Origin of the sequence: Yersinia sp. Marseille-Q3913 (assembly GCF_963892745.1) — a bacterium.
Classification (GTDB): domain Bacteria; phylum Pseudomonadota; class Gammaproteobacteria; order Enterobacterales; family Enterobacteriaceae; genus Yersinia; species Yersinia bercovieri.
Map to the genome: position 1 here is coordinate 92744 of NZ_CAWQAF010000022.1, position 21987 is coordinate 114730.

Consider the following 21987-nt stretch of genomic DNA (forward strand, 5'->3'; position numbering starts at 1 on the left):
TATAATGGCGCACAACACTTTCTTGTGCGTCATTTACTGTTTAGCATGTAGGAAATGCTGATAAGGGAACAACATGGGCCAATTATTACGCCGCATTGCAACACTCCTCGGGATTAACGCGCCGACGACTTACACCTACCCAGCGCTGGATATCACCTTACCCGGTGATCGCCATTTCCATATGGTCGGCAGTATCCATATGGGAACAGATGGCATGTTCCCCCTCCCCCATGAATTGCTGAATAAGTTGAATCAGGCCGATGCGCTGATTGTCGAAGCGGATATCACCGAAGCCGCCCCCTCTTTTGGTCAGGATCCCCTGACTGAACCCTTAGTCGATAGACTGTCGGAGGAGCACTATCAACAGTTGTTGCAACGCTGCGAAGAGCTGGACAATGACCCGCTGTCGATGGCTTTTCTGCCCGCATGGCAAGTGGCCTTGATGCTGCAAGCTCGCCAGGCCCAACGACTGGGGTTGCGGGGTGAATATGGCATCGATTATCAATTGTTGAGAGCGGCCGCCGCGCAGGAGAAAAAGATTATTGAGCTGGAAGGCGCGCAGATGCAGCTCGATCTGTTGGCGACACTACCTGACAACGGCATATCTTTACTGCTTGATACCCTAACTCATTGGCACACCAATGCCCGCCTACTGCAAACCATGATTGGCTGGTGGCTGGAACATCATCCGACCACGGATCTGACAACGCTAACCCCCACCTTTAGCCAAAACCTCTATGAGGTGCTGATGATTCAGCGCAACACACGTTGGCAACAACAGCTAGAACAGTTACCGCCAGGGCGTTATGTGGTCGCAGTCGGCGCGTTGCACTTATATGGCGAGGGGAATTTACCTGAATTATTGAAACCGACTATCAGTCATCACCAATAGCCAATATCAATAATTGCCGTAAAAAAAATGGCCGATATCACTATCGGCCAGTCAAAGAGGAATTTTCATTATTTTAGTTATTTAGCGCTCACACTCCTTGCGGATAATATAAGCAGCCAGTATAGGGTAGCAACCTGACGATTAGATTAGCAACTGACATTCACCTCCCCAGGGTAACTAATCATCATGATGCTGATTTCATTAGGTTAAATTTCACCCCATTCGCACGAATTGCGTGTAGGATAATCCACCTGAATAAATTTTCATTTTTAACTGGACGTTTATTATGACACCTGCGGTCATTTTGCTGGAAAAACAGAAAGTTCCTTTCACATTACACCCTTATCATCACGACGCGGCTGAAACCAATTTTGGTGATGAAGCGGTTAAAAAACTCGGGCTCAATGCGGCTCAGGTTTATAAGACACTTCTGGTCGCGCTAAATGGTGATGCCAAAAATCTGGCGGTGGCCGTCACACCAGTGGCGACTCAACTTGATTTGAAGAGGGTTGCGCGGGCATTGGGGGCAAAAAAAGCGGAGATGGCCGACCCACAATTGGCGCAGCGAACCACCGGATATTTAGTCGGCGGCATCAGTCCGCTCGGGCAGAAAAAGCGCTTACCCACGGTGATTGACACTCTGGCACAACAGTTCCCGACGATATTTGTCTCTGGCGGGAAACGAGGATTGGATATTGAATTAGCGGCTGCGGATTTATGCCGATTATTGCAAGGCACATTTGCCGATATCGCGAAGCGGGATTAATTGATTCAGTTATTGAATTAAAGATTTGCGGCGCTCGGCACATATCGCGGCAATGCGAGTGCCATCACCAGAAGCCCCCAACAGATGGAGGCTTCCAGTTCTCTACTTATTTATAATAATCCCGCTTATTTATAAACAATCTCGCCTTTCGGCTGATACTGATTAGCATCTAGCGGAGAGTGCTTTTCGATATACTGTTTCAGCACTTCTGCATCGATAAAACCGGTATTGACGTAACCCGGCAGCGAATCAATTTTCGGATAGCCATCACCGCCTAACGCATTGAAATTTAAGGTCGCCAGGCGATAAGTTTTATTCGGATCTAGCAGCTGACCTTTTATTTTTACATCACTGACACCTTGACCATCAGCAACCAGGCTCACATTAGCGAATTGCGCATAAGCACCTGAATCAACTTTTTTATTGGCTACCACCGCCAGATATTTTTCAATCTCACTGCCTTTCATATCCGCGTAAACCAGCGTATTGCCAAATGGCTGAACCTTGAGCACATCTTTATAGGTGATATCACCGGCGTCGATTGAGTCACGAACACCGCCACCACTCATCACTGCAAAGTCAGCGCCCGCTCTTTCCATTTGCGCAGCCAATAAAACACGCGCCAGATTGGTCTGCTCGAAGCGCACTTTACTGCGGTCGCCCTCAAGCTTGCCATTCACGCTACCCACTTTGACATCCAGCTGCGCCTTACCCTGCTCTTCAAATGGCGTCAGCAGTTTCAACATTGATGGGTCCTCGGCAATCTCTTGCGTATAAAAGACCCGCTCGCTGGTGCCATCTGCCTTCTCAACTTTTTTCTTTAAATTGATCGGGATTAGCTGATAACTCACCAACTTCAGTTCGCCGTTACGGAATTTGAAATCAGCCCGGCCGACGTATTTACCCCACTCATGGGCCTGAACAATCCAGGTTCCATTCTGCCGATCCGGCGCACAAGGGGTGCCTGGAACATAATCAGCTTGCTTATGGTTTTCACTCGCCATGCAGACAGGATCTTGTGAGTGACCACCCACTATCATATCCAAATAGCCTGTCGGTAAGCTGCGAGCCATCTCGACATCACCCGGCGCATTCGATCCATGCTTGCCGTCATCGTAATGTCCCATGTGGGTCGCGGCGATAATGATGTCAGGTTTTTCCGTTTTTCGCAGTTGCTCGACCACTTGCTTCGCTTCTGCCGCTGGCTGCCGGAATTCAATATCAGTGAAATACTCGGGATTACCGATCTTAGCAGTATCGTCGGTGGTTAAACCCATCACCGCAATTTTTACCCCTTGTTTATCAAACAGGGCGTAGGGCTTAAATAGCCGCTGTTGAGTGCTTTTCTGGTAGATATTGGCAGACAAGAGTGGGAAAGCAGCCCACTTCTCCTGCTGACGCAGCACACTCAGCGGGTTATCAAATTCATGGTTACCAATAGCCATCGCATCATAACCAACCAATGTCATACCGCGGAAATCAGGTTCTGCATCTTGTAAATCAGATTCCGGAACACCGGTATTAATATCGCCCCCGGAGAGCAATAGCAGGCTGCCCCCTTCTGCAGCAACTTGTTTGCGGATGCTATCTACCAGCGTTTTTTGTGCCGCCAGACCATACTCGCCGTGATCGTTTTGCCAGAAGTGTCCATGGTGGTCATTGGTGTGCAGTATGGTGATATCGTAAGTTTTATCTTTTTCCCAGGCAGCAGCCCATCCCGGTGCAAACGCCAGCGACACAGCCAAAGCACATGCTGTGGTCGGTAATGAAAAACCCATGGCAAATCTCCATATTATCGTTAAAGCCAGCTCGATAAATGCCAGCTTAATCAGTGAAAATGGTGTAATGCATAGCAATAACACGATAAATCAAGGTCATACTGTGATACGCCTCGTATTGTCATGTGGTAACGCACTGATACATTTCAGAACTTTGGAATATATATCAAATTGTGTCAGATGTAGTAAAAATCATTCGATCTGCATAATATGTATTCATTACCAACACACTATTAACAGTAAAATTATTAGGTGAATACTCACTATGACCGATCGTTCTGAGACCGTACTTCCCCCAGCCGTTAATGCATCTGTAAAACGTACATCCTTCTCAATTCTGGGGGCGATTAGCGTATCTCACTTACTCAACGATATGATCCAGTCGTTGATTCTGGCGATCTATCCTCTATTGCAAGCCGAGTTTTCACTGAGTTTTGCTCAGATAGGGCTAATCACACTGACTTACCAGCTTACGGCTTCATTGTTACAGCCGCTGATTGGCCTGTATACCGATAAGCATCCGCAGCCCTACTCCCTGCCAATTGGTATGGGGTTCACCTTGTCGGGCATATTGTTGCTCGCAGTGGCCACCACTTTCCCGGTGGTTTTACTGGCCGCCGCGCTGGTAGGGACTGGCTCATCAGTGTTCCATCCGGAATCATCACGGGTCGCCCGCATGGCATCCGGCGGCCGTCATGGCATGGCTCAGTCGGTGTTTCAGGTCGGCGGTAACTTCGGTAGCGCACTCGGCCCTTTACTGGCGGCAATCCTGATTGCACCTTATGGCAAGGGCAATGTTGGCTGGTTCTCACTCGCGGCACTGCTGGCGATTGTCGTGCTATTGCAGGTCAGTAAATGGTATCAGCAGCAACAAAGAGCCACACATGGGAAAGCCATAAAAATCTCATCGGCAAAAATGCTGCCAAAAAAGACAGTTATTAAGACGTTAGCTATCCTGATGGTGCTGATATTCTCTAAATACTTCTACTTGACCAGTATCAGCAGCTATTACACCTTCTATTTGATGCATAAGTTCGGCGTTTCGGTACAAAATGCGCAGATACACTTATTTGTATTCTTATTCGCAGTCGCCGCCGGCACCATTATTGGCGGTCCTCTAGGGGATAGAATAGGGCGAAAATATGTTATTTGGGGGTCTATATTGGGTGTAGCACCCTTTACCCTTATTTTACCCTACGCTTCTTTGTACTGGATGGGCATTTTAACCGTGATTATCGGTATCATTCTCGCCTCGGCTTTCTCGGCGATCCTGGTCTATGCACAAGAGCTGATCCCGGGAAAAGTGGGGATGGTATCCGGATTATTCTTCGGTTTTGCTTTCGGTATGGGGGGTTTAGGCGCGGCTGTACTAGGGTATGTTGCTGATTTGACCAGTATTGAATTGGTTTATCAAATATGTGCATTCTTACCATTACTCGGGATATTCACAGCCTTACTGCCCAATATAGAAGATAAGTGATAGTAATAACCCTATAATCCCGACTGAGATATCTGTTTCAGCCGGGAGAGTTGCCTATGTCATCTTAGCAAAATTGGCAAATCCCTCACAAACAACCACTTCAAACAATTTCCATGCCAAAGTTGACTTTTATCTATAAAAAATGAATTTTTATCGCGCATTGATCGCATAAATGCAATAAACTAATGTTATTGCTGTGAAATGCTTACCGCCCTGTATCTACCCAATAGATTGCAAAATGCAAGAAGGCGGCAAGCCGGGGCCGAGTCACGAACACAGCCAACATACCTGCAACTTGAAAGATGGCGGGTATCACTAGAAGGAGTCTGGATGCACCACTCAACACCCTTAATCACCACGATCGTCGGAGGCCTTGTTCTCGCCTTCCTCTTGGGCACACTGGCTCACCGCCTGCGCATCTCACCACTAGTGGGATACCTTGCCGCAGGGGTGCTTGCCGGGCCATTCACGCCAGGTTTTGTTGCTGATACATCATTAGCACCCGAACTGGCTGAGATTGGTGTTATTTTGTTGATGTTTGGTGTCGGACTTCACTTCTCGCTTAAAGACCTCCTCGCGGTAAAATCGATCGCCATACCGGGAGCCATAGCACAAATAACTGTCGCCACCCTCTTAGGGATGGGACTATCTCACTTATTGGGCTGGGATTTGGTTACTGGCTTGGTATTTGGCTTATGTCTGTCAACCGCCAGTACCGTGGTATTGCTGCGGGCATTGGAAGAGCGGCAACTGATTGATAGCCAGCGAGGGCAAATTGCCATTGGCTGGCTGATTGTCGAAGATTTGGCGATGGTGCTGACATTGGTGCTACTACCCGCCTTTGCTGGCGTTATGGGCAACGAAACCACCAGTTTGAGCCAATTATTCACTGAGTTAGCTATTACCATTGGTAAAGTGATCGCATTCATCACATTGATGATTGTCGTCGGTCGTCGATTAGTACCATGGATACTGGCTAAAACTGCCAGTACTGGCTCGCGTGAACTATTTACACTGGCAGTACTGGTGTTAGCACTCGGCATTGCCTACGGTGCTGTAGGGCTGTTTGATGTATCCTTCGCCCTCGGTGCATTCTTCGCCGGAATGGTATTGAATGAATCAGAGCTAAGCCACCGCGCAGCACAAGATACCTTACCGCTGCGTGACGCCTTCGCGGTGCTGTTTTTCGTGTCAGTGGGTATGCTGTTCGATCCGATGATTTTGTTACGTGAACCCCTCGCCGTACTGGCATCATTAGCTATCATCATCTTCGGTAAGTCAGTGATAGCGTTTGCATTGGTACGAATGTTTGGTCACTCAAAACGGACCGCACTCACCATCTCCGTGAGCCTGGCGCAAATCGGGGAGTTCGCCTTTATTCTGGCGGGGCTAGGTATCTCACTTGGCTTAATGTCTGAACATGGTCGTAATCTGGTGCTAGGGGGAGCGATTCTGTCCATTATGCTCAACCCGCTACTGTTCACCCTGTTGGATCGCTATTTAGCCAAAAACGAAACTATGGAAGATCTGATTCTGGAAGAGGCGGTCGAAGAGGAGAAACAGATCCCTGTCGACTTGTGCAACCATGCATTATTGGTGGGTTATGGCCGGGTCGGGAGCTTATTAGGGGCAAAACTTCATGCCGAAGGAGTCCCATTGGTCGTCATCGAAAATTCTCGGCCAAGAGTGGAAGCGCTGCGTGAACAAGGTATTAATGCCGTATTAGGTAATGCTGCAAGCGCCGATATTATGTCGTTGGCGCGTCTGGATTGCGCGCGTTGGTTATTACTCACTATCCCAAATGGCTACGAAGCCGGTGAAATTGTTGCATCAGCCAGAATTAAGCGGCCCGACCTCGAGATAATTGCTCGCGCCCATTATGATGATGAGGTGGTTTATATCTCAGACCGTGGTGCGAATCAGGTTGTTATGGGGGAACGCGAAGTGGCTAACAGTATGCTGAATATGCTGAAAATAGATCGGCTTACAGAAGAAGATAAGCGTCCAGTTTGCCCCATCTAAATCTATTTCGGCTATTCAGCACGCGATAAAAAAAACAGGGCCAGCAAATTTGCCGACCCTGTTTTTTTATCTACGTAATTCCCACGGATGATTAGCGCTCCCAGTAGGACTCTTCCAAACTGTCTTCCCGCTCAGGTAAACCGCGAGTTAGACGCGGTGAATGCTGATTCAGTACCTGATAACTAACCCGGTTTGCATATTTACACACTTGAGCCAATGAAGAATAACTGAGATAGCTACGGACATGTTTACTGGAGTTAGGAACATTATTACGGTGATAGCCATTGGCGGCAATATCATGTAGCACAGCAGATAGTGCTCCATCCCCTGCCCCATTAGTATTCATTATTTTCTCAGGCCCCCCCATATAAGGTGCAATATGAGAATAAATACGCAATGGATTATCACAATACTCTTTACGCATCGCCCTACTGAATTCGTACAGATTAAATTCTGCAATCGCACCAGGCAATAGCGGATGCTGAGTCTGGCGCTTATTCGCCTCTTCGGTATAGCCCGCCATATAAAGCCCATTAGGGCCTGCGGTACACAGCACTAAATCAACCCAGTTCAGTGCCATATCAGAGGCCATCAAGGGATCATTTAGCCCTGTCAGCTCATAAGCCTCATCTTCATTCATTGCTAAAATAGAAACATGATCGCTAAGAAAATCACGCCACCACTGCGGATTATCTGCAATGACATATTTAGTGCCTAGCGTCATCACCACCGGAACATTATGTCTCTTCGCATAACTGATGGCCTGCATGGTGGCATCTGGCATCGGCTCACCCGATTTACAGCGCACCAGATAAGCGGTGAGTACCAAAGCCGATGCCCCGGCAATCACCTCTTCAGGAATACTCTCTGGGCGTAGCTGATTCATTTGGCCGGGGCTAATCGCAAATGTCCGCTCACCATTATCAGTAATCAAAGTAAAACAGCGACCAATAGCACCATCAACCGCCTGCAAATAGTTCAGATCAGTCCGACTGGAGGTATTACACAGATAGCGATAGGCATAGCTACCAATTTTGATATTACTGCACATGGTGCCCAATAGAATGGAGCGGTCATCAGCTAACACTGAATAGTTGTGCAATGTATTACCGATAGTTCCACCCGCAAACTCATGCGTAATTAACCCATTGAGTGTTAGCTCCTGATAAAGGCGCTCAGCAACATCATCCTCAATGACCAATGAGTGCCCCTGGCTAAGGCCAAAACGGGTGATAAAGTCCTCATCGACCTTCGCTTCAATATCAACTAGCGTCTGATCAATGCCAACGATATAAGAGGTACTCACCTCATTATCAGCCTGCGCTGGTTGCAATAATGGATCACGGGCATTAACAGGAAAATAGTGCTTAGATTTGCGTTTACCAGGAAATTTCATAGTATTAGGTTACAGATGTAGAAACGGGAAGATACAGAATTTTAGCACATGTAGGGAGGATAAACAGGGAGGGATAAACCGACCTACCAGACTGCCAGCTCAAAATAACACATGATCAGGCAAATCATGGTTATTAAAAAGGCAGCAGACTTATTGCTCCACTGCCTTTTATTATTAATCTAATAAAAGTTACTCTTTCGGTGAGTTAACTAATGTATTTTGACGTTCACGCACATAATGGCGAACCAAGACAAAACCAATAGAGCCGACCAAACCAACAAACCCAAATAGAATAATAATCAGAAGTCGTTTCTTAGCATCTTGCTGCACAGGATCAGATGGCTGCTGTAAATAACTAAATGATTGGATATTAATAACGACTGGTTGCAGTGCATTAATTTTATCAAGATAAAGTTTTTTATTTAATAACTCAGCATTAACAGTAGTAAGGTCGGTTATGGATTTTTCAATTTCTAACTGACGATTCAAGGCATCATAACCCAATGATATTGGGTAGTTATCATTATCTGCAGAAATACCAAATGCGTCACTAGCCGGTCTCTGCAAACCTGCGGCCTTAGCTATTGAAACAGCATATTCTAGTCGCTGAACTCTGACTTTTTGTTCATTTTTTGCTTGCTGCAAGGCCAATTCATATTCCTCTGAAGCTATCTTTTTCGCTTTTTCTAACACTAACTTAATTTGACGATTAACATCATTATTAACTTGCTCGTTGACATAATTAATGTAGCCAGATAACGTGTTTTTCATACCTGAATCAATGTTAGAAGTGTAATTGAAGACATAGTCATTAACATTTTTATCTATAGATAATTTTACAATTGTTACACTTCCTACAGGTTTAACCTTCAAACTACCCAAGTACTTATTAAATAAATCCTCAGAAGAATAATATCTTACAAACCCTCCAAAAATATCATCTTGGCTAATACTGGAATCAACATTTAGCAGCGACAGTGAAGCATTTATAGAGTCGATAGATTGAAGTTGGCGATCAGAAGGAAAAGTAACTGTGGCTGAGCTTAGCCAATTTAGGGGGGAGAGCAATATAACACCAATACCAAAAAAAATAAAAACAAAGGTAACAAAAGTAACTAACTTATATGATTTTACAATAATAGATGCTAGATCTATAAGATCTATTTCATCTTTACTCGAAGATAAGCCGCATTGCTCAAAGGAAGATAACTTCTTATTATCAATAGATCTACCATTCATTAATTTGTATCCACTTATATTAGAGTAATAACTCATTAATTACTAAAAAAAACCATTAATTATAACCATTTGGATTCATCTCTTGCCATCTCCAGGCATCCATAAGCATGTCAGATAAATTCCTTTTCGCTTCCCAGCCCAATTTTATACTCGCAAGCTCGGGGCTTGCCCAACACTCAGCTATATCACCAGGTCTACGAGAGACAATTTCAAATGGAATCGTCACCCCTGTAACACGCTCGAATTCTCTAATAATCTGCAAAACAGAATAACCTATACCAGTACCCAGATTATATACATGGAATCCAGAAGCCAAGCTATTTAAAGTGCTAAGGTGCCCTTCAGCTAAATCCATAACATGAATATAATCCCTTACACCAGAACCATCTGGTGTATCGTAGTCATTACCATACACGAGTAATTTTGATAATTTACCAATAGCGACTTGGGTAATAAATGGTAATAGGTTATTTGGTTTTCCATTCGGGTCTTCACCAATCAAACCTGAAGGATGAGCACCTACTGGATTAAAATACCGCAGTGCTGTTATCGAAAACGTAGGATGAGCTAAAGAGAAATCTTTTAGTATTTGCTCTACCATCACTTTTGAAGTGCCATATGGATTAGTCGTTCCACCAATTCGAGCATTTTCAGTCAATGGAACGAACTCAGGTTCGCCATATACTGTCGCTGAAGAGCTAAATATTAATTTCTTAACATTAGCAGCAAGCATTTCTTTAAGTAAGATAATAGAGCCTGTAACATTATTTTGATAATACTCAATAGGTTTCTCAACAGACTCGCCTACCGATTTCAAACCCGCAAAATGGATCACTGAGTCAATTATATGACTTGAAAAAATCAATTTAAGACAAGAGCTATCAAGCACGTCACCTTGATAGAATTTAGGCTCCCGCCCACAAATTTTTGATACTCTAACTAAGGACTCTGCTGATGAGTTAGCTAGATTATCAAGAATAACAACATCTCTTCCTTGTTCTAACAATGTGAGTACTGTATGGGAACCTATATAGCCCGAACCACCAGTGACTAAAACAGTCATTTCTCACCCTCGATTAATAAATTAGCACATGAAATTCATTATAAGTAGCTTAGTACAGATTGCTTTAGACATATTAATTACCAAAAATAATTTTGTTGTATTCTTCTTTTTTATTATTAATATCGAACTTATTTTTCCTATTTTTTGCCATCGAATAATACTGTTCATAATTAGTAAAGATACTTTCTAATGCTGCAGATAGATTCGTTTCCGAATTAGCAATAAGTAAGCCATTCCCATCAATAACTTCGTTACAACCACCAACATCACTTAATATAAGAGGCACTCCAGCTGTTGCTGCCTCTAATGCAGACATAGGCAAACCTTCGCTGTCAGATGTTAGAACAAAAACATCATATTGATTAAACGCGTTAAAATTCTCTATCTCACCTAAAAAACGTATATTATTGTAATCAGCATACTTATTGAATAAGGAGTCAGCATACTCTCCAGCGCCAACAACATCCAATTTATATTCAGGGTTATCAGCAACAACCTTACAAATCAATTCAGGTCTTTTAGGGTGAGTTAATCTACCTAAAAATAATATTTTATTTTCGCATACCCGATCATCACGAGGTGATAAGGGTGTAATAGAATTTAGTGATGTTACTATCTTACATTTCTTTATTCCAATATCATTAATAGCTTTTATTTCATCACTTTTTGACACACACCATATTACATCGGATAAATGTGACAATATACGTTCAACATAAGAAAATATAGATTTTAAAAACCTGCCATTATATAAGCAAGACCAACCATGAGAAACATAAATACATCTAAATCTCATAAAAACACGAGCAAGCCGACTATATAACCCCGCATTAGCAGAACTAGCAACAACAATATTGATATTATTTTCTTTTAGTGCTTTATACATTAAATATATAGCTTTAATACTAGTCATACTTCTTAATTGAGGTATGATTACAATTTTGTCACACGAAATAGATTCAGTTAACCACCCATGCTCAGACGTTATTAATATAATCTTACAATCATTACGAAATAATCTTACTTGTTCCGCAACCCAACTTTGGGCCCCACCAATTTCCGACTTAGTTATTACAAATGCAACATTGTGCATCTCTACCTCTCAAACAAAATACAAGCTTAATTATTAAATCAAGAAAAAATAAGTTACTTTCTATTCATAAACTCTTGTGAAATTGTTTTTACAACGGCATCTTTCAGAGAATAAGGAGCTGAAAAATTATAATTATTGATATTGTTAGAGCTAAATTGGGTTTTTGCACAAAACTTTTTGATTCGAATGCTACTTACCGGTAATTCTTTGCCACTAACTTTCGCCAAAATATCAAAAGTATAACCTGCACATATCCCAATAAAATATGGTACCCTAATTATTTTACTCTTTTTTCCAAGGCAATTATAAATGATAGTAGATAATTCATTCATTGTGAAATCAGGCTTATCTACATAATTTATTAAGTGATACCCAGCAGAAAACGAAAGAGTAAGTTCTAAAAAAGCAGCTATATTTTCAACGTAAGCCATGGATTTTTCATTTTCGCCACTACCAATCATCAAGAATTTTCCTGACGCGATCTGCTTAAATAAGTTGTAAACATTGCCTCTATTACCAACCCCGAAAACAACGGTAGGGCGGATAGTAACTAATTTTTTATCTGAGGAGGAATCAAACCATGCATCATAGATCTTTTCAGCTTCTAACTTAGATTTCCCATAATGGTTAAAAGGAGCATACTCTCCACTTTCATCGGTCTCTTTTTCCACAAAACCATATACAGCAACGGAAGATGTAAAAACGATATTTTTTATACCAAGAAAGTCTGCTGCCTTACAAATATTTTTAGCACCATCAACATTAACCTTATAATAAAGGTCAATGGGTCTAACATTATCTTTATGTTCCGCGGCTAAATTGATGATAAAATCATGTCCATCTAATGTTTTAACTAGAGTATCATATTCGGTAACATCACAATATTGCCACTTATCTGGATACTTATCACTCTTAACTTTATCGAAAATTGAAAAATCGACATTTTTATTATTGAGTAATTCAGCCAAATTTGTGCCAATAAAACCTGACCCACCAACTATTGCAATATTCATAAAATACTCACATGTTATTAATCTATCGAAATATGGAATTTAGTTACTTATTAGAAGAGAAGGAGTACATAATAAATTAAAAATGCTTATGTCATATAATTTTTCGCTTTAGACTCATTAATACAGGCAAGCACCAATAGAGGATAGAAATATATTAATGGTGTTATATTTTGCTTATATCTTATTGCTGCACCGGGATTAAAAACACCAAATGGATAATGAATCATTAATACAATTATTACTGCAGGGATAAATGCTATGTAAAAATACTTTCTATACAATACATTTATTTCCGTAACTTTATAAAACAGATAGAATATATAGATCATTAGCATTAAACTAACAATCCCTTCAATAAAGAAAGGAGCATAAACAATTCTATTTAATGTCTCATAAAATGTTGGTCCAACAATTGAGACCCAAGAGCCCCACACTATATTATTGAAGTAATCTGCAACTGTCCCCCATTGTATATAATATCGGTTGGCATATGCTGCATCAGATGATAAGAAGTAATTTTTAATTATAACCAATACTGCTAAAAATTTTTCGCTCCACAAACCGACAGTTACTGCCAGTATCAATGCCAGTAGAATAGATATTATTACTAATAGTAAGATATAAGCCCATTTTGAAAAATTAGAAATTTTAACATTGCTTAATATAATAATGCTGCTCGCGAGATAAGCATATGCGATACCATAATGAGGTCGGAGTAGAATGCCAAAAAAAACACCAACAAAAAGATAACTTATTCTATTTCTTCTACCAAACTGTATGTTCACAACCCATTTTATAAAAAAAAGCAACCCTGCTATCGCTATAATTTCCTTGCCTGCTACACTTGTCCAAATTTGAAAACTTGGAAGAAGAAAACATATATATAATAGCTTCCTATCTATAAAATTAAGAAGATCTTTGAATACAAAATAAAATGAAAATCCAAATATTATAGATATAAAAACATTTATTAAAAGCTTACTTGAAATCAAATATCGCAAAAGTGAAAATATATTATCTACAAATTGAGTTCTATTTAAAAAATTATTTAGGTTCACTGTTGCATTTAAGTATCTTTCAGAGTCAGCTAAGTGCGAAAACTGGTTATATACAAAAACCGCAAATAGTGTAAAGAAAATCTTTACTATAATTACTGAAATAAGTTCTTTTTTATATATCATATTACTCTCAACGCACACTGACTTAAATCATCAAAAATAATAGTCATATATTATTCTTTGTAATTATATATTAATTCTTATGATTTCTTATCAATTAACCAATTATTTGGATTGTAAAAAAGCTAAAGTTATAAATAAAACTCGAATTTTCTTTTTTGAAGAAAATCATATATAGGCTTACCATATATTTTTTTACACACAATATTAACCATAAATAAGTATAATCGTGGAGATTTTATCATTATTTTCAAAAGAAAAGCTCTTGTCTTTTGTAAGGCATTACCATATTTCATATAGATACTCATAATTCTTCCTGCATAAGTATCTACTTTATCAGCACACTCCGGATCGATTATTTTGTTGAATGCCAGTTGAGCAATTAAAAATTCAGGAATAGATAACCCTTCCATAACTGTATGAATGGACCTTCTTCTTAACTGAGCATTTGATAATACATCAGGTAAAAAAAGCAAATTAAAAGAAGATGATTGCAGCCAACAATCCATGCGATCGGGTTTTTGCCATTCAACAATATTTTCGCCTGATAATAAAATATGCGAGTTATTTTCTAGAGCACAATAAACAGGCGCTAAATGTGGTGCATTAACAAAACACCCCCAATATGCGAATTTTAGAAAAGGCCGAAACGCTTTCATATTGAATACATTATTAGAAATAAGTAAATGGTTACTGAAATTTTTTCCAATTGAATTTAAGTATTCATCAAAAGACCTACATACAGAATCAACTCGCTTAGTTTTTAAAAGCTCAGATGAGAAATTTATAAAATCAACGTTCTTCTCACCAATATATTTCTTTATTATATTTAAAGCATTTGGTTTTACACAATCATCATCGCTCAGTAGCCACATCCAGTCATTCTCTACCAACTCAAAACACTTTGCTATATTGGCGTTTGCACCAATATTTTCTTTATTTTGATGAAAAAATATTCTTGGCTCATTTTTGAAAAAGTTGATAATTTCAACATCAAAATTCTCAGTGGCATTATCAGATATAAATAATGTATCAATTTCACTCATTTGTGGTAATAACTCAAAGATACGACTTTTTAGTTTTTCGATCCTATTATAGGTAGGGATAACAATTGTTATACTAACGTCTGATTTAGAGTTCATTTTATAATGCCTATCTGCGCTACTAGTAGATTTCAAGTTATCACTTTAAGTAGATTAATATATTGTCATTTATAAGCGTAAATTACTCTAAGTAAAATTTTATTGTCCGTTTATATCCAGAAATTACGTCATATTTCGGTTCCCATCCAAGAGATCGTAATTTAGTTGTGTCTGGAATAATACGGTTTACTTTGCTTAAAATATAGTTGTTATCACTATTTGAGATTATAACTTTTGAATTATTATTAATTGATAATTTATTAACCAAAAAAGCCAAATCACGAATATTTATTTCACAGTTTTCGTTTCCAACATTATATGATTGTCCTATATGGCCACATAACAAAACTTTAAAAATAGCATGAACTGTATCCGATAAATAACAAAAAGCACGGATGGCCAAGCCATCACTTTTCATATCTATATTTTCGCCCTTAACAGCACAGCTTACAAAATCAGCAAAAACACGACCATCATTTAGAGCCATTCCTGGTCCATATGTATGAAATATTCTTACAATTTTACATGGAACAGAATATTGCTCTCCCCATGAAATACACATTGTCTCGCCCATTCTCTTACTTTCAGCATAACAAGCGCGTAACTCACTACAATCTAGAGAACCAAAATCATTTTCCGAGACATATTGAATATCTTTATTTAGGTCTCCATAGACTTCAGCACTACTAAAAAAAAGCACTCCCTCAATACTGTGGATATTACGTCGAGCAAACTCAAGTATATTATAAGTTCCTTTTGTATTTGCTAAAAGAGTACCTACAGGGTCTGTCTTATAGTATTTTGGGCTCGCTTGGCTAGCCGCATGAATAATGTAGTTAATTGTAGCATCTATTTTAATTTCTTCTGTAACATCTTGGCAGATGAAGTTTAACCAACTAGTATTTAAAAGATGGCTAAACCTCTTTTTAGCTTTTATTTCATTTCTGACTAAAGCATACACTTTAATGTTTAGACCATGGTTTTTATTTAATACGGCAATAGTTTCAACCATATAAGCAGGAATAAAGCCACTTGCTCCTGTAATTAATATAGCTTTGTTTTTTAATGTCATCAAATCTTGGCATGAGTTAATGATATCATTCACATCCTGAGAAATTATTTCTTTATTCATCATTGTCTATCATGCCATTAACGCTATCTATATATAAATGCCGCACTCTGAGATATACTCGTTAGCATACGACACACCTAATCTCTAACACGTAAAAAGAAGATACTAACTTATCTAATTACCTTTAATTACACCATGATTGTAATACTTACGGAATAATAAATAACACCATGGTAATGATACGAAAATCATTATAGAACCATAGCTTGCAATGGTAGCAAATGAACTAACTTGCGAAAATATATAAATAAGTGGAAACGCTATAAAGCCAGTTGATAATGAATTCCATATCATAGGTTCTTCCTTATGACACCGCATGTAAGCCGCCATTGAAAATACCGCATGATTAGCTAGAGAAATGAAAAACAGTAATACTATAACTTCAATACTGGCAACTCTGCTCACTATATCGACACCATATTTTTTCAGTAAAAGAACGAAAATCAAGAATGAAATAGAAATCAAAAAATTCAATGTTCCTGATTTCTTTATTAAGGATATAAATAACTTATTTAATTCTATCTTTTTATTTTCCGCGATCAACCTAGCCATTGTTGGACTTTTGGCTGTAACCCAACTCATTGATAGAGATAACATCGCACTAAATATTGCCAATGTTAAACCTATTCTTCCAGCCTCAATTGCACCTTGATGTGCAAATAACATTGGATTAAATAATTGAAAAATGAAATACCCACTTAACCAACTTAAAGCGATTCTCCATTGGAAAGGGAAAATTTCTTTATACCAAGATATCTTTTCATTAGAAATAATATTATCAGAACCTGGTCTAAATAATAACCTACCATATCTCTTTAATACTAGAATTGTCGAAAATAACGCCGCAGCTCCAGTAATTGCAGGTATAGCAATAAGTCCTAACTTACATATAAGTAATATTGAAAGAACGGAATAGCCAACTACCGATTGTATTAACCTTATCGTAGCTACTTGACCAACAAAACCCATTCCTTCCAATACAGCCAAAAACGGACTAATAAAGAGATTTATCGAGGAAAAGAAAACTAGTAGTGTCCAGCCAGGTAACCAATCATGAATTTGCAAGCTCCCATTATGTTTAAAAAAATAGAATCCTGCAAAAAAAACGACAACAAAGAAAACCAATGAAATAACTGTATACCATTTCTTTAATAATGAGATAAGTGAGTAAATGCGACTGACACTATTACTACTTCCTTCGAGGCGGCCATTATTATTAATAGTGACATGAGCCATTTCATGACCGATAAACTGGACAACTACATAATTAAATCCAAGTTCAAAAAACACCTGCATCGCAATTAAGCTTGCGAAGGTAAAAAAATAGCCTTGTTCAGGTGCTGTCAGATAAAGTGGAATTAATATTATTAATATACCACCGGCAGCAATAGTCCATAATCTAAGTAATAAAGTCACTCCAACATGGTAATCAATTGAAGTTTTTTCTGATATTTTAGATGCTAGGGTTTGACTATTTTTCATATTATTTAAAATGAAATCACTTTTATCAATTCATTTAGGGATAAGAATTTCGCACATTAGATAGATATTAGAAAAACTATTATAAAGTTGTAGTCGTTTGATAAATGAAATTAAGCTTAAAATCACTAATAGTAAAAGACTAAAATAAATAATTACTTATATGGGAACTGTTTGTCAATTGGATTACCAAATGCCAGTCTAGGGCGGCATTCTCTCGCATCACTCATTAATACTTCAATAAGCATTGGTCTTGGGCTAGTTATAAAATCATTTATATATTTTGAGAGCTCAATGTCTGTCGTAATAGTGAATGCAGTGATATTATAAGCCTTAGCAATACTTGAAAATGATGAGCTATAGCCATTCCAGTATGTCGAATCATCCCGACCATCAAAATACATCTCTTGGAATGCTCTAACCATACCTAAAGAATCATTATTAAGTACAATTGTAAGTATGGGCCTTTTCTCTCTGGCGATGATGTCGAGTTCTTGGATATTCAGTTGTGCTCCGCCATCACCGGTAATAACGACGACTAGATCATTAATTGCATAAGAAACTCCGATCGCAGTTGGTATTGCAAATCCCATAGCACCTAAACCACCAGAATTATGAACTGCCTGTCCTGAACTTAATCGCAGAGAGTGTGCCGCCCACATTTGATTATTACCAACATCAGTAACATAATGCACTTTCTTATCATTAAATAAATTATTCAGGGCTTCACATACTTTAAATGGGCTAATATTAAGTTCTTTATATTCATCAACAAACATTTCATCCCAATGTTTATTTAGCTTTAAAATCCAATTACCACATTCAATATTTACAGTATGACTTAATGAATAAGAAAAGAAGTCTTCACAGGATGCAGCCACGCTAAAATCACCCTTGACTCTATTATCAAGCTGCTGCTGATCGATATCTATTTGAACGATTTTTGCATTCCGGGCAAAATCATCTGTATCTGCACCAGTTTGGCGAACATCTAAGCGACTTCCAAGCACAATAACTAAATCTGCATGCTGTAGAGCATAGTTTGCAGTACGAGTACCATAGCTACCAATCATACCGAAGTATCCTGGTAGGGCTATCGTCTTTTCACTCCCTTTTAAGCTTGCAACATGAGGAATATGATTATCTGAAAGATAGGATTGCCACTCATTAAAGTTCTTTGAATTTATCGCCCCACCACCAATTAAGAAAACTGGTTGTTTTGAGTCGCTTAATAAGTCAAATGTTTTTTCGAACTCGGATGATGCAGAAAGATTATATTTTATTTGTTTGGCTTTATTTTCTTTAAGATAATCAATCACACTGTCATCTAGTTCTGCTCTTTGTAGATTCATTGGAATATCTATAAGTACTGGACCAGGTCTTCCATTGAGTGCTGTCTCTATAGCATGCTGTAGACACGGGATAATTTCATCTTTATTTGTTATTTGATAGGCATATTTTGTAATACTTTGAACAATACTGACTATATCTAGCTCTTGGAAACCCTGTTGTCGGATATTTCTCTCACCTTTTAGCTCATTTGTATTTACCTGACCAGTAATAAAAATACAAGGTGAGCTATCCAACCAACAATCTGCAATGCCTGTAATTAAATTGGTTGCACCAGGGCCGCTAGTGCCTAAAGCTAGACCTATCTTTTGATTAGCAGTAGCTCTAGCGATCCCACCTGCTGCAAATGCTGCTGCCTGTTCATGATGTACAGAGACTAATTTTGTTTTCCCTAATAAATTGATGCTATCAACAAGATGCGCAATCATCCCACCAATCAATTCAAAACCGAAGTCCACATTATTAGCACTCAATACATGTGCTATGGCATCAGACGCTTTCATTAACTACCTCAGTAAAAATTGAGCTAGACCAGCTAGCTCAACGTAATAACTAAATTAGAAATTCAAACCAAAGAACTCTTCAAACTGACTCACTACATAATCTAAATGATCGTGTGTTAGTCCTGGATAGATACCAATCCAGAAAGTTTGATTCATGATTCTATCGGTATTTGTCAATTCGCCAACTACACGGTATTTCACATCATGGAAATAGGGCTGACGCGTTAAGTTGCCGGCGAAGAGTAAACGAGTTCCTACCTTTGCTTCGTCAAGGAATTTAACCAAGTCAATACGGCTAATGCCGCAATCTTCTTTCAAAGTAATGGGGAAACCAAACCATGATGGGTCTGAATTTTCAGTGGCTTCAGGTAGCTCAATAAAATCTACACATGACTGAAGTGCATCTTTGAGGTATTTAAAGTTCGCTTTACGAGTTTCAACAAACTCTTCAACACGTTCCAGTTGTGCCAGACCACATGCCGCCTGCATATCGGTAATTTTTAAGTTATAACCGAGGTGTGAGTAGGTGTATTTATGATCGTAACCAAATGGCAGAGAACCTAATTGCTGGCCAAAACGTTTTTTACAGGTGTTATCGCAACCTGGTGCGCAATAACAGTCACGGCCCCAATCGCGGAAAGATTCGATAATGGATTTGAGCTCAACTGATTTAGTAAATACCGCGCCCCCCTCGCCCATTGTTATATGGTGAGCCGGATAAAAACTAACAGTACCAATATCACCGAATGTGCCAGCCATTTTTCCGTCATATTTAGAGCCTAAAGCATCGCAACAGTCTTCAATCAGCCATAGGTTATACTTATCTGCGACTCGGCGCACTTCAGCCAAATCAAATAAGTTACCTAAAGTATGGGCGATCATAATTGCTTTAGTTTTATCACTAACTGCCGCTTCAATTAAGCTGGCATTGACATTATAAGTTGGAATATCAACATCAACGAATACGGGAATTAATCCATTCTGGATGGTTGGATTTACTGTTGTGGGGAACCCTGCGGCGACAGTAATAACCTCATCACCGGGCTTAAGTGCGCGCGCACCTAATTTCGGGGATGTTAATGCGGTCAATGCCAGTAAGTTAGCAGAAGAGCCTGAGGTGGTCGTCAGTACATAAGGAACGCCAATATACTCACCAAGTTTCTTTTCAAAAGCGTCATTAAAACGGCCTGTTGTTAACCATCCATCAAGGGATGCTTCAACCATTAATTGTAACTCTTTTGCGCCTATTACTTTACCTGATGGTGGTACGACACTTTTACCTGCTTCAAATGGCTTTGGGGCCATAGCCGTTTCAGCATACTGAGCAACTAACTCAGCTATCTGTTGACGTAATTGTTCTTGACTCATTTATCTATGACCTCAAATCATTTAGTGTTCATATAGCTATTAATTTCGTTAATACTGTACTCATGCATATTTGCGCCGGACAGCCAGGCTTGGTGCCAGTCAACAATGCGAGATAGCGTAATATCAAGGTTCCAACGTGGGTGCCAGCCTAGTAGCATTTTTGCTTTAGAGCAATCTAGCTTCAAATAATGGGCTTCATGAGGATGCTCATTGCCGTCTAATTGCCAACGAGCATCTTCTCCCCAAAATAGAACCATTTTTTCTACAATATTCTGTACCGGTGTTGCATCTGTATCATTGGGTCCAAAGTTCCAGCCTTCGGCGAGTTTTGGGCCATCGTAATACATTCGTTGTGCCAGTAATAAATAGCCAGACAGCGGCTCTAATACATGTTGCCATGGGCGAATAGCATGTGGGTTGCGAATAATAACAGGAGTTGATTTCTCGAAAGCACGTAGAATATCAGGGACCACTCTATCCAGTGCCCAATCACCACCACCAATAACATTACCAGCTCGCACGGTTGCTAATGCAGTGCCGTGTTGTTGGTATTTTGATGGATTAAAAAAGGAGTTTCGGTAAGAGGAGCTAACTAGTTCTGCACAACCTTTACTGTTTGAATAAGGGTCATACCCGCCCATGGCTTCGTTTTCGCGATATCCCCAAACCCACTCTTTATTGTCGTAGCACTTATCACTAGTAATATTAACAATGACTTTAACGCCGCCAACATGACGAATAGCTTCTAGCAGATAAACCGTACCCATCACATTAGTCGAATATGTCTCAACCGGTTCTGAATAAGATAGGCGAACTAAAGGTTGTGCTGCCATATGGAAAACAATTTCGGGTCTGAAATCGCTGATTGATTTAAGCAGTTGGTCATAATGACGAATATCACCGACTTCCGAAATCATCTCATCTGCAATACGAGCAGCGTCAAACAGGCTTGGTTCTGTTGGTGCTGCGAGAGCATAACCTTTTACCGTTGCTCCCATGCTTTGTAGCCACAAACTTAACCAACCACCTTTAAAACCGGTGTGCCCAGTAATAAAAACGCGCTTACCTTGCCAAAAGTTTTTATCGATCATGA

The 21987-nt window shown here is 39.6% G+C and carries 17 protein-coding genes; 4 read left to right on the forward strand and 13 right to left on the reverse strand.

Features of this window, described 5'->3' with window-relative positions; genetic code table 11:
* The first annotated feature begins 73 nt into the window (after window positions 1-73).
* Both AACW11_RS10770 and ybaK read left to right on the forward strand, forming a co-directional pair.
* A complete protein-coding gene (locus AACW11_RS10770) occupies window positions 74-892 on the forward strand; it encodes a TraB/GumN family protein (protein WP_212584278.1) in 819 nt (272 codons plus the stop codon).
* A 286-nt stretch (window positions 893-1178) separates the two neighbouring features.
* Window positions 1179-1658 (forward strand): Cys-tRNA(Pro)/Cys-tRNA(Cys) deacylase YbaK, encoded by a 480-nt coding sequence (gene ybaK, locus AACW11_RS10775; protein ID WP_212584279.1) that lies wholly within the window; start codon window positions 1179-1181, stop codon window positions 1656-1658.
* Between the two features lie 125 nt (window positions 1659-1783).
* Here ybaK and ushA read toward each other — a convergent pair whose 3' ends face one another.
* The gene (ushA, locus tag AACW11_RS10780) at window positions 1784-3436 is read right to left on the reverse strand and encodes a bifunctional UDP-sugar hydrolase/5'-nucleotidase UshA (protein WP_212584280.1); all 1653 of its coding nucleotides are present in this window, start codon (window positions 3434-3436) and stop codon (window positions 1784-1786) included.
* A 265-nt stretch (window positions 3437-3701) separates the two neighbouring features.
* Between ushA and AACW11_RS10785 the strand changes: the two genes are divergently transcribed.
* Both AACW11_RS10785 and ybaL read left to right on the forward strand, forming a co-directional pair.
* Complete coding sequence (locus AACW11_RS10785) at window positions 3702-4916, forward strand: MFS transporter (RefSeq protein WP_212584281.1); 1215 nt, start codon at window positions 3702-3704, stop codon at window positions 4914-4916.
* Between the two features lie 330 nt (window positions 4917-5246).
* On the forward strand, window positions 5247-6938 hold the full coding sequence (gene ybaL, locus AACW11_RS10790; RefSeq protein ID WP_212584282.1) for a YbaL family putative K(+) efflux transporter: 1692 nt from the start codon (window positions 5247-5249) through the stop codon (window positions 6936-6938).
* 91 nt (window positions 6939-7029) lie between these two features.
* Here ybaL and AACW11_RS10795 read toward each other — a convergent pair whose 3' ends face one another.
* The 12 genes from AACW11_RS10795 to rfbG all read right to left on the reverse strand — a co-directional run bounded on the left by AACW11_RS10795 (window position 7030) and on the right by rfbG (window position 21985).
* Complete coding sequence (locus tag AACW11_RS10795; protein WP_212584283.1) at window positions 7030-8334, reverse strand: inosine/guanosine kinase; 1305 nt, start codon at window positions 8332-8334, stop codon at window positions 7030-7032.
* 189 nt (window positions 8335-8523) lie between these two features.
* Complete coding sequence (locus AACW11_RS10800) at window positions 8524-9573, reverse strand: Wzz/FepE/Etk N-terminal domain-containing protein (RefSeq protein ID WP_212584284.1); 1050 nt, start codon at window positions 9571-9573, stop codon at window positions 8524-8526.
* A gap of 55 nt (window positions 9574-9628) precedes the next feature.
* Window positions 9629-10636: a UDP-glucose 4-epimerase GalE gene (galE, locus tag AACW11_RS10805; RefSeq protein ID WP_212584285.1), complete on the reverse strand. Its 1008-nt coding sequence runs from the start codon at window positions 10634-10636 to the stop codon at window positions 9629-9631.
* Window positions 10637-10709: 73 nt separating this feature from the next.
* On the reverse strand, window positions 10710-11729 hold the full coding sequence (locus AACW11_RS10810) for a glycosyltransferase (RefSeq protein WP_212584286.1): 1020 nt from the start codon (window positions 11727-11729) through the stop codon (window positions 10710-10712).
* Between the two features lie 53 nt (window positions 11730-11782).
* Window positions 11783-12742: an NAD-dependent epimerase/dehydratase family protein gene (locus AACW11_RS10815; RefSeq protein ID WP_212584287.1), complete on the reverse strand. Its 960-nt coding sequence runs from the start codon at window positions 12740-12742 to the stop codon at window positions 11783-11785.
* 86 nt (window positions 12743-12828) lie between these two features.
* Window positions 12829-13923 carry a hypothetical protein gene (locus AACW11_RS10820; RefSeq protein WP_212584288.1) on the reverse strand — a complete coding sequence of 365 codons (1095 nt, stop codon included), beginning with the start codon at window positions 13921-13923 and terminating at the stop codon, window positions 12829-12831.
* A gap of 128 nt (window positions 13924-14051) precedes the next feature.
* Window positions 14052-15062, reverse strand: a complete 1011-nt coding sequence (locus AACW11_RS10825; RefSeq protein ID WP_212584289.1) for a glycosyltransferase family 2 protein — start codon at window positions 15060-15062, stop codon at window positions 14052-14054.
* 82 nt (window positions 15063-15144) lie between these two features.
* Window positions 15145-16197, reverse strand: coding sequence for an NAD-dependent epimerase/dehydratase family protein (locus AACW11_RS10830; protein ID WP_212584290.1), 1053 nt, complete (start codon window positions 16195-16197; stop codon window positions 15145-15147).
* A gap of 111 nt (window positions 16198-16308) precedes the next feature.
* Window positions 16309-17676 carry a hypothetical protein gene (locus tag AACW11_RS10835; RefSeq protein WP_212584291.1) on the reverse strand — a complete coding sequence of 456 codons (1368 nt, stop codon included), beginning with the start codon at window positions 17674-17676 and terminating at the stop codon, window positions 16309-16311.
* A gap of 152 nt (window positions 17677-17828) precedes the next feature.
* Window positions 17829-19526, reverse strand: coding sequence for a thiamine pyrophosphate-binding protein (locus AACW11_RS10840; protein WP_212584292.1), 1698 nt, complete (start codon window positions 19524-19526; stop codon window positions 17829-17831).
* Between the two features lie 54 nt (window positions 19527-19580).
* Window positions 19581-20894 carry a lipopolysaccharide biosynthesis protein RfbH gene (gene rfbH, locus AACW11_RS10845; RefSeq protein ID WP_212584293.1) on the reverse strand — a complete coding sequence of 438 codons (1314 nt, stop codon included), beginning with the start codon at window positions 20892-20894 and terminating at the stop codon, window positions 19581-19583.
* A gap of 17 nt (window positions 20895-20911) precedes the next feature.
* The gene (gene rfbG / locus AACW11_RS10850; RefSeq protein WP_212584294.1) at window positions 20912-21985 is read right to left on the reverse strand and encodes a CDP-glucose 4,6-dehydratase; all 1074 of its coding nucleotides are present in this window, start codon (window positions 21983-21985) and stop codon (window positions 20912-20914) included.
* Window positions 21986-21987: the final 2 nt, after the last annotated feature.

Excerpts from the sequence above, each read along its gene's own strand:
- ybaK (WP_212584279.1), top strand. The coding sequence starts at position 1,179 with ATGACACCTGCGGTCATTTTGCTGGAAAAACAGAAAGTTCCTTTCACA.
- ybaL (WP_212584282.1), top strand. The coding sequence starts at position 5,247 with ATGCACCACTCAACACCCTTAATCACCACGATCGTCGGAGGCCTTGTT.
- rfbG (WP_212584294.1), bottom strand. The coding sequence starts at position 21,985 with ATGATCGATAAAAACTTTTGGCAAGGTAAGCGCGTTTTTATTACTGGG.
- AACW11_RS10785 (WP_212584281.1), top strand. The coding sequence starts at position 3,702 with ATGACCGATCGTTCTGAGACCGTACTTCCCCCAGCCGTTAATGCATCT.
- AACW11_RS10835 (WP_212584291.1), bottom strand. The coding sequence starts at position 17,676 with ATGAAAAATAGTCAAACCCTAGCATCTAAAATATCAGAAAAAACTTCA.
- galE (WP_212584285.1), bottom strand. The coding sequence starts at position 10,636 with ATGACTGTTTTAGTCACTGGTGGTTCGGGCTATATAGGTTCCCATACA.
- AACW11_RS10840 (WP_212584292.1), bottom strand. The coding sequence starts at position 19,526 with ATGAAAGCGTCTGATGCCATAGCACATGTATTGAGTGCTAATAATGTG.
- AACW11_RS10820 (WP_212584288.1), bottom strand. The coding sequence starts at position 13,923 with ATGATATATAAAAAAGAACTTATTTCAGTAATTATAGTAAAGATTTTC.
- AACW11_RS10800 (WP_212584284.1), bottom strand. The coding sequence starts at position 9,573 with ATGAATGGTAGATCTATTGATAATAAGAAGTTATCTTCCTTTGAGCAA.
- rfbH (WP_212584293.1), bottom strand. The coding sequence starts at position 20,894 with ATGAGTCAAGAACAATTACGTCAACAGATAGCTGAGTTAGTTGCTCAG.
- AACW11_RS10770 (WP_212584278.1), top strand. The coding sequence starts at position 74 with ATGGGCCAATTATTACGCCGCATTGCAACACTCCTCGGGATTAACGCG.
- AACW11_RS10830 (WP_212584290.1), bottom strand. The coding sequence starts at position 16,197 with ATGATGAATAAAGAAATAATTTCTCAGGATGTGAATGATATCATTAAC.
- AACW11_RS10825 (WP_212584289.1), bottom strand. The coding sequence starts at position 15,062 with ATGAACTCTAAATCAGACGTTAGTATAACAATTGTTATCCCTACCTAT.
- ushA (WP_212584280.1), bottom strand. The coding sequence starts at position 3,436 with ATGGGTTTTTCATTACCGACCACAGCATGTGCTTTGGCTGTGTCGCTG.
- AACW11_RS10795 (WP_212584283.1), bottom strand. The coding sequence starts at position 8,334 with ATGAAATTTCCTGGTAAACGCAAATCTAAGCACTATTTTCCTGTTAAT.
- AACW11_RS10815 (WP_212584287.1), bottom strand. The coding sequence starts at position 12,742 with ATGAATATTGCAATAGTTGGTGGGTCAGGTTTTATTGGCACAAATTTG.
- AACW11_RS10810 (WP_212584286.1), bottom strand. The coding sequence starts at position 11,729 with ATGCACAATGTTGCATTTGTAATAACTAAGTCGGAAATTGGTGGGGCC.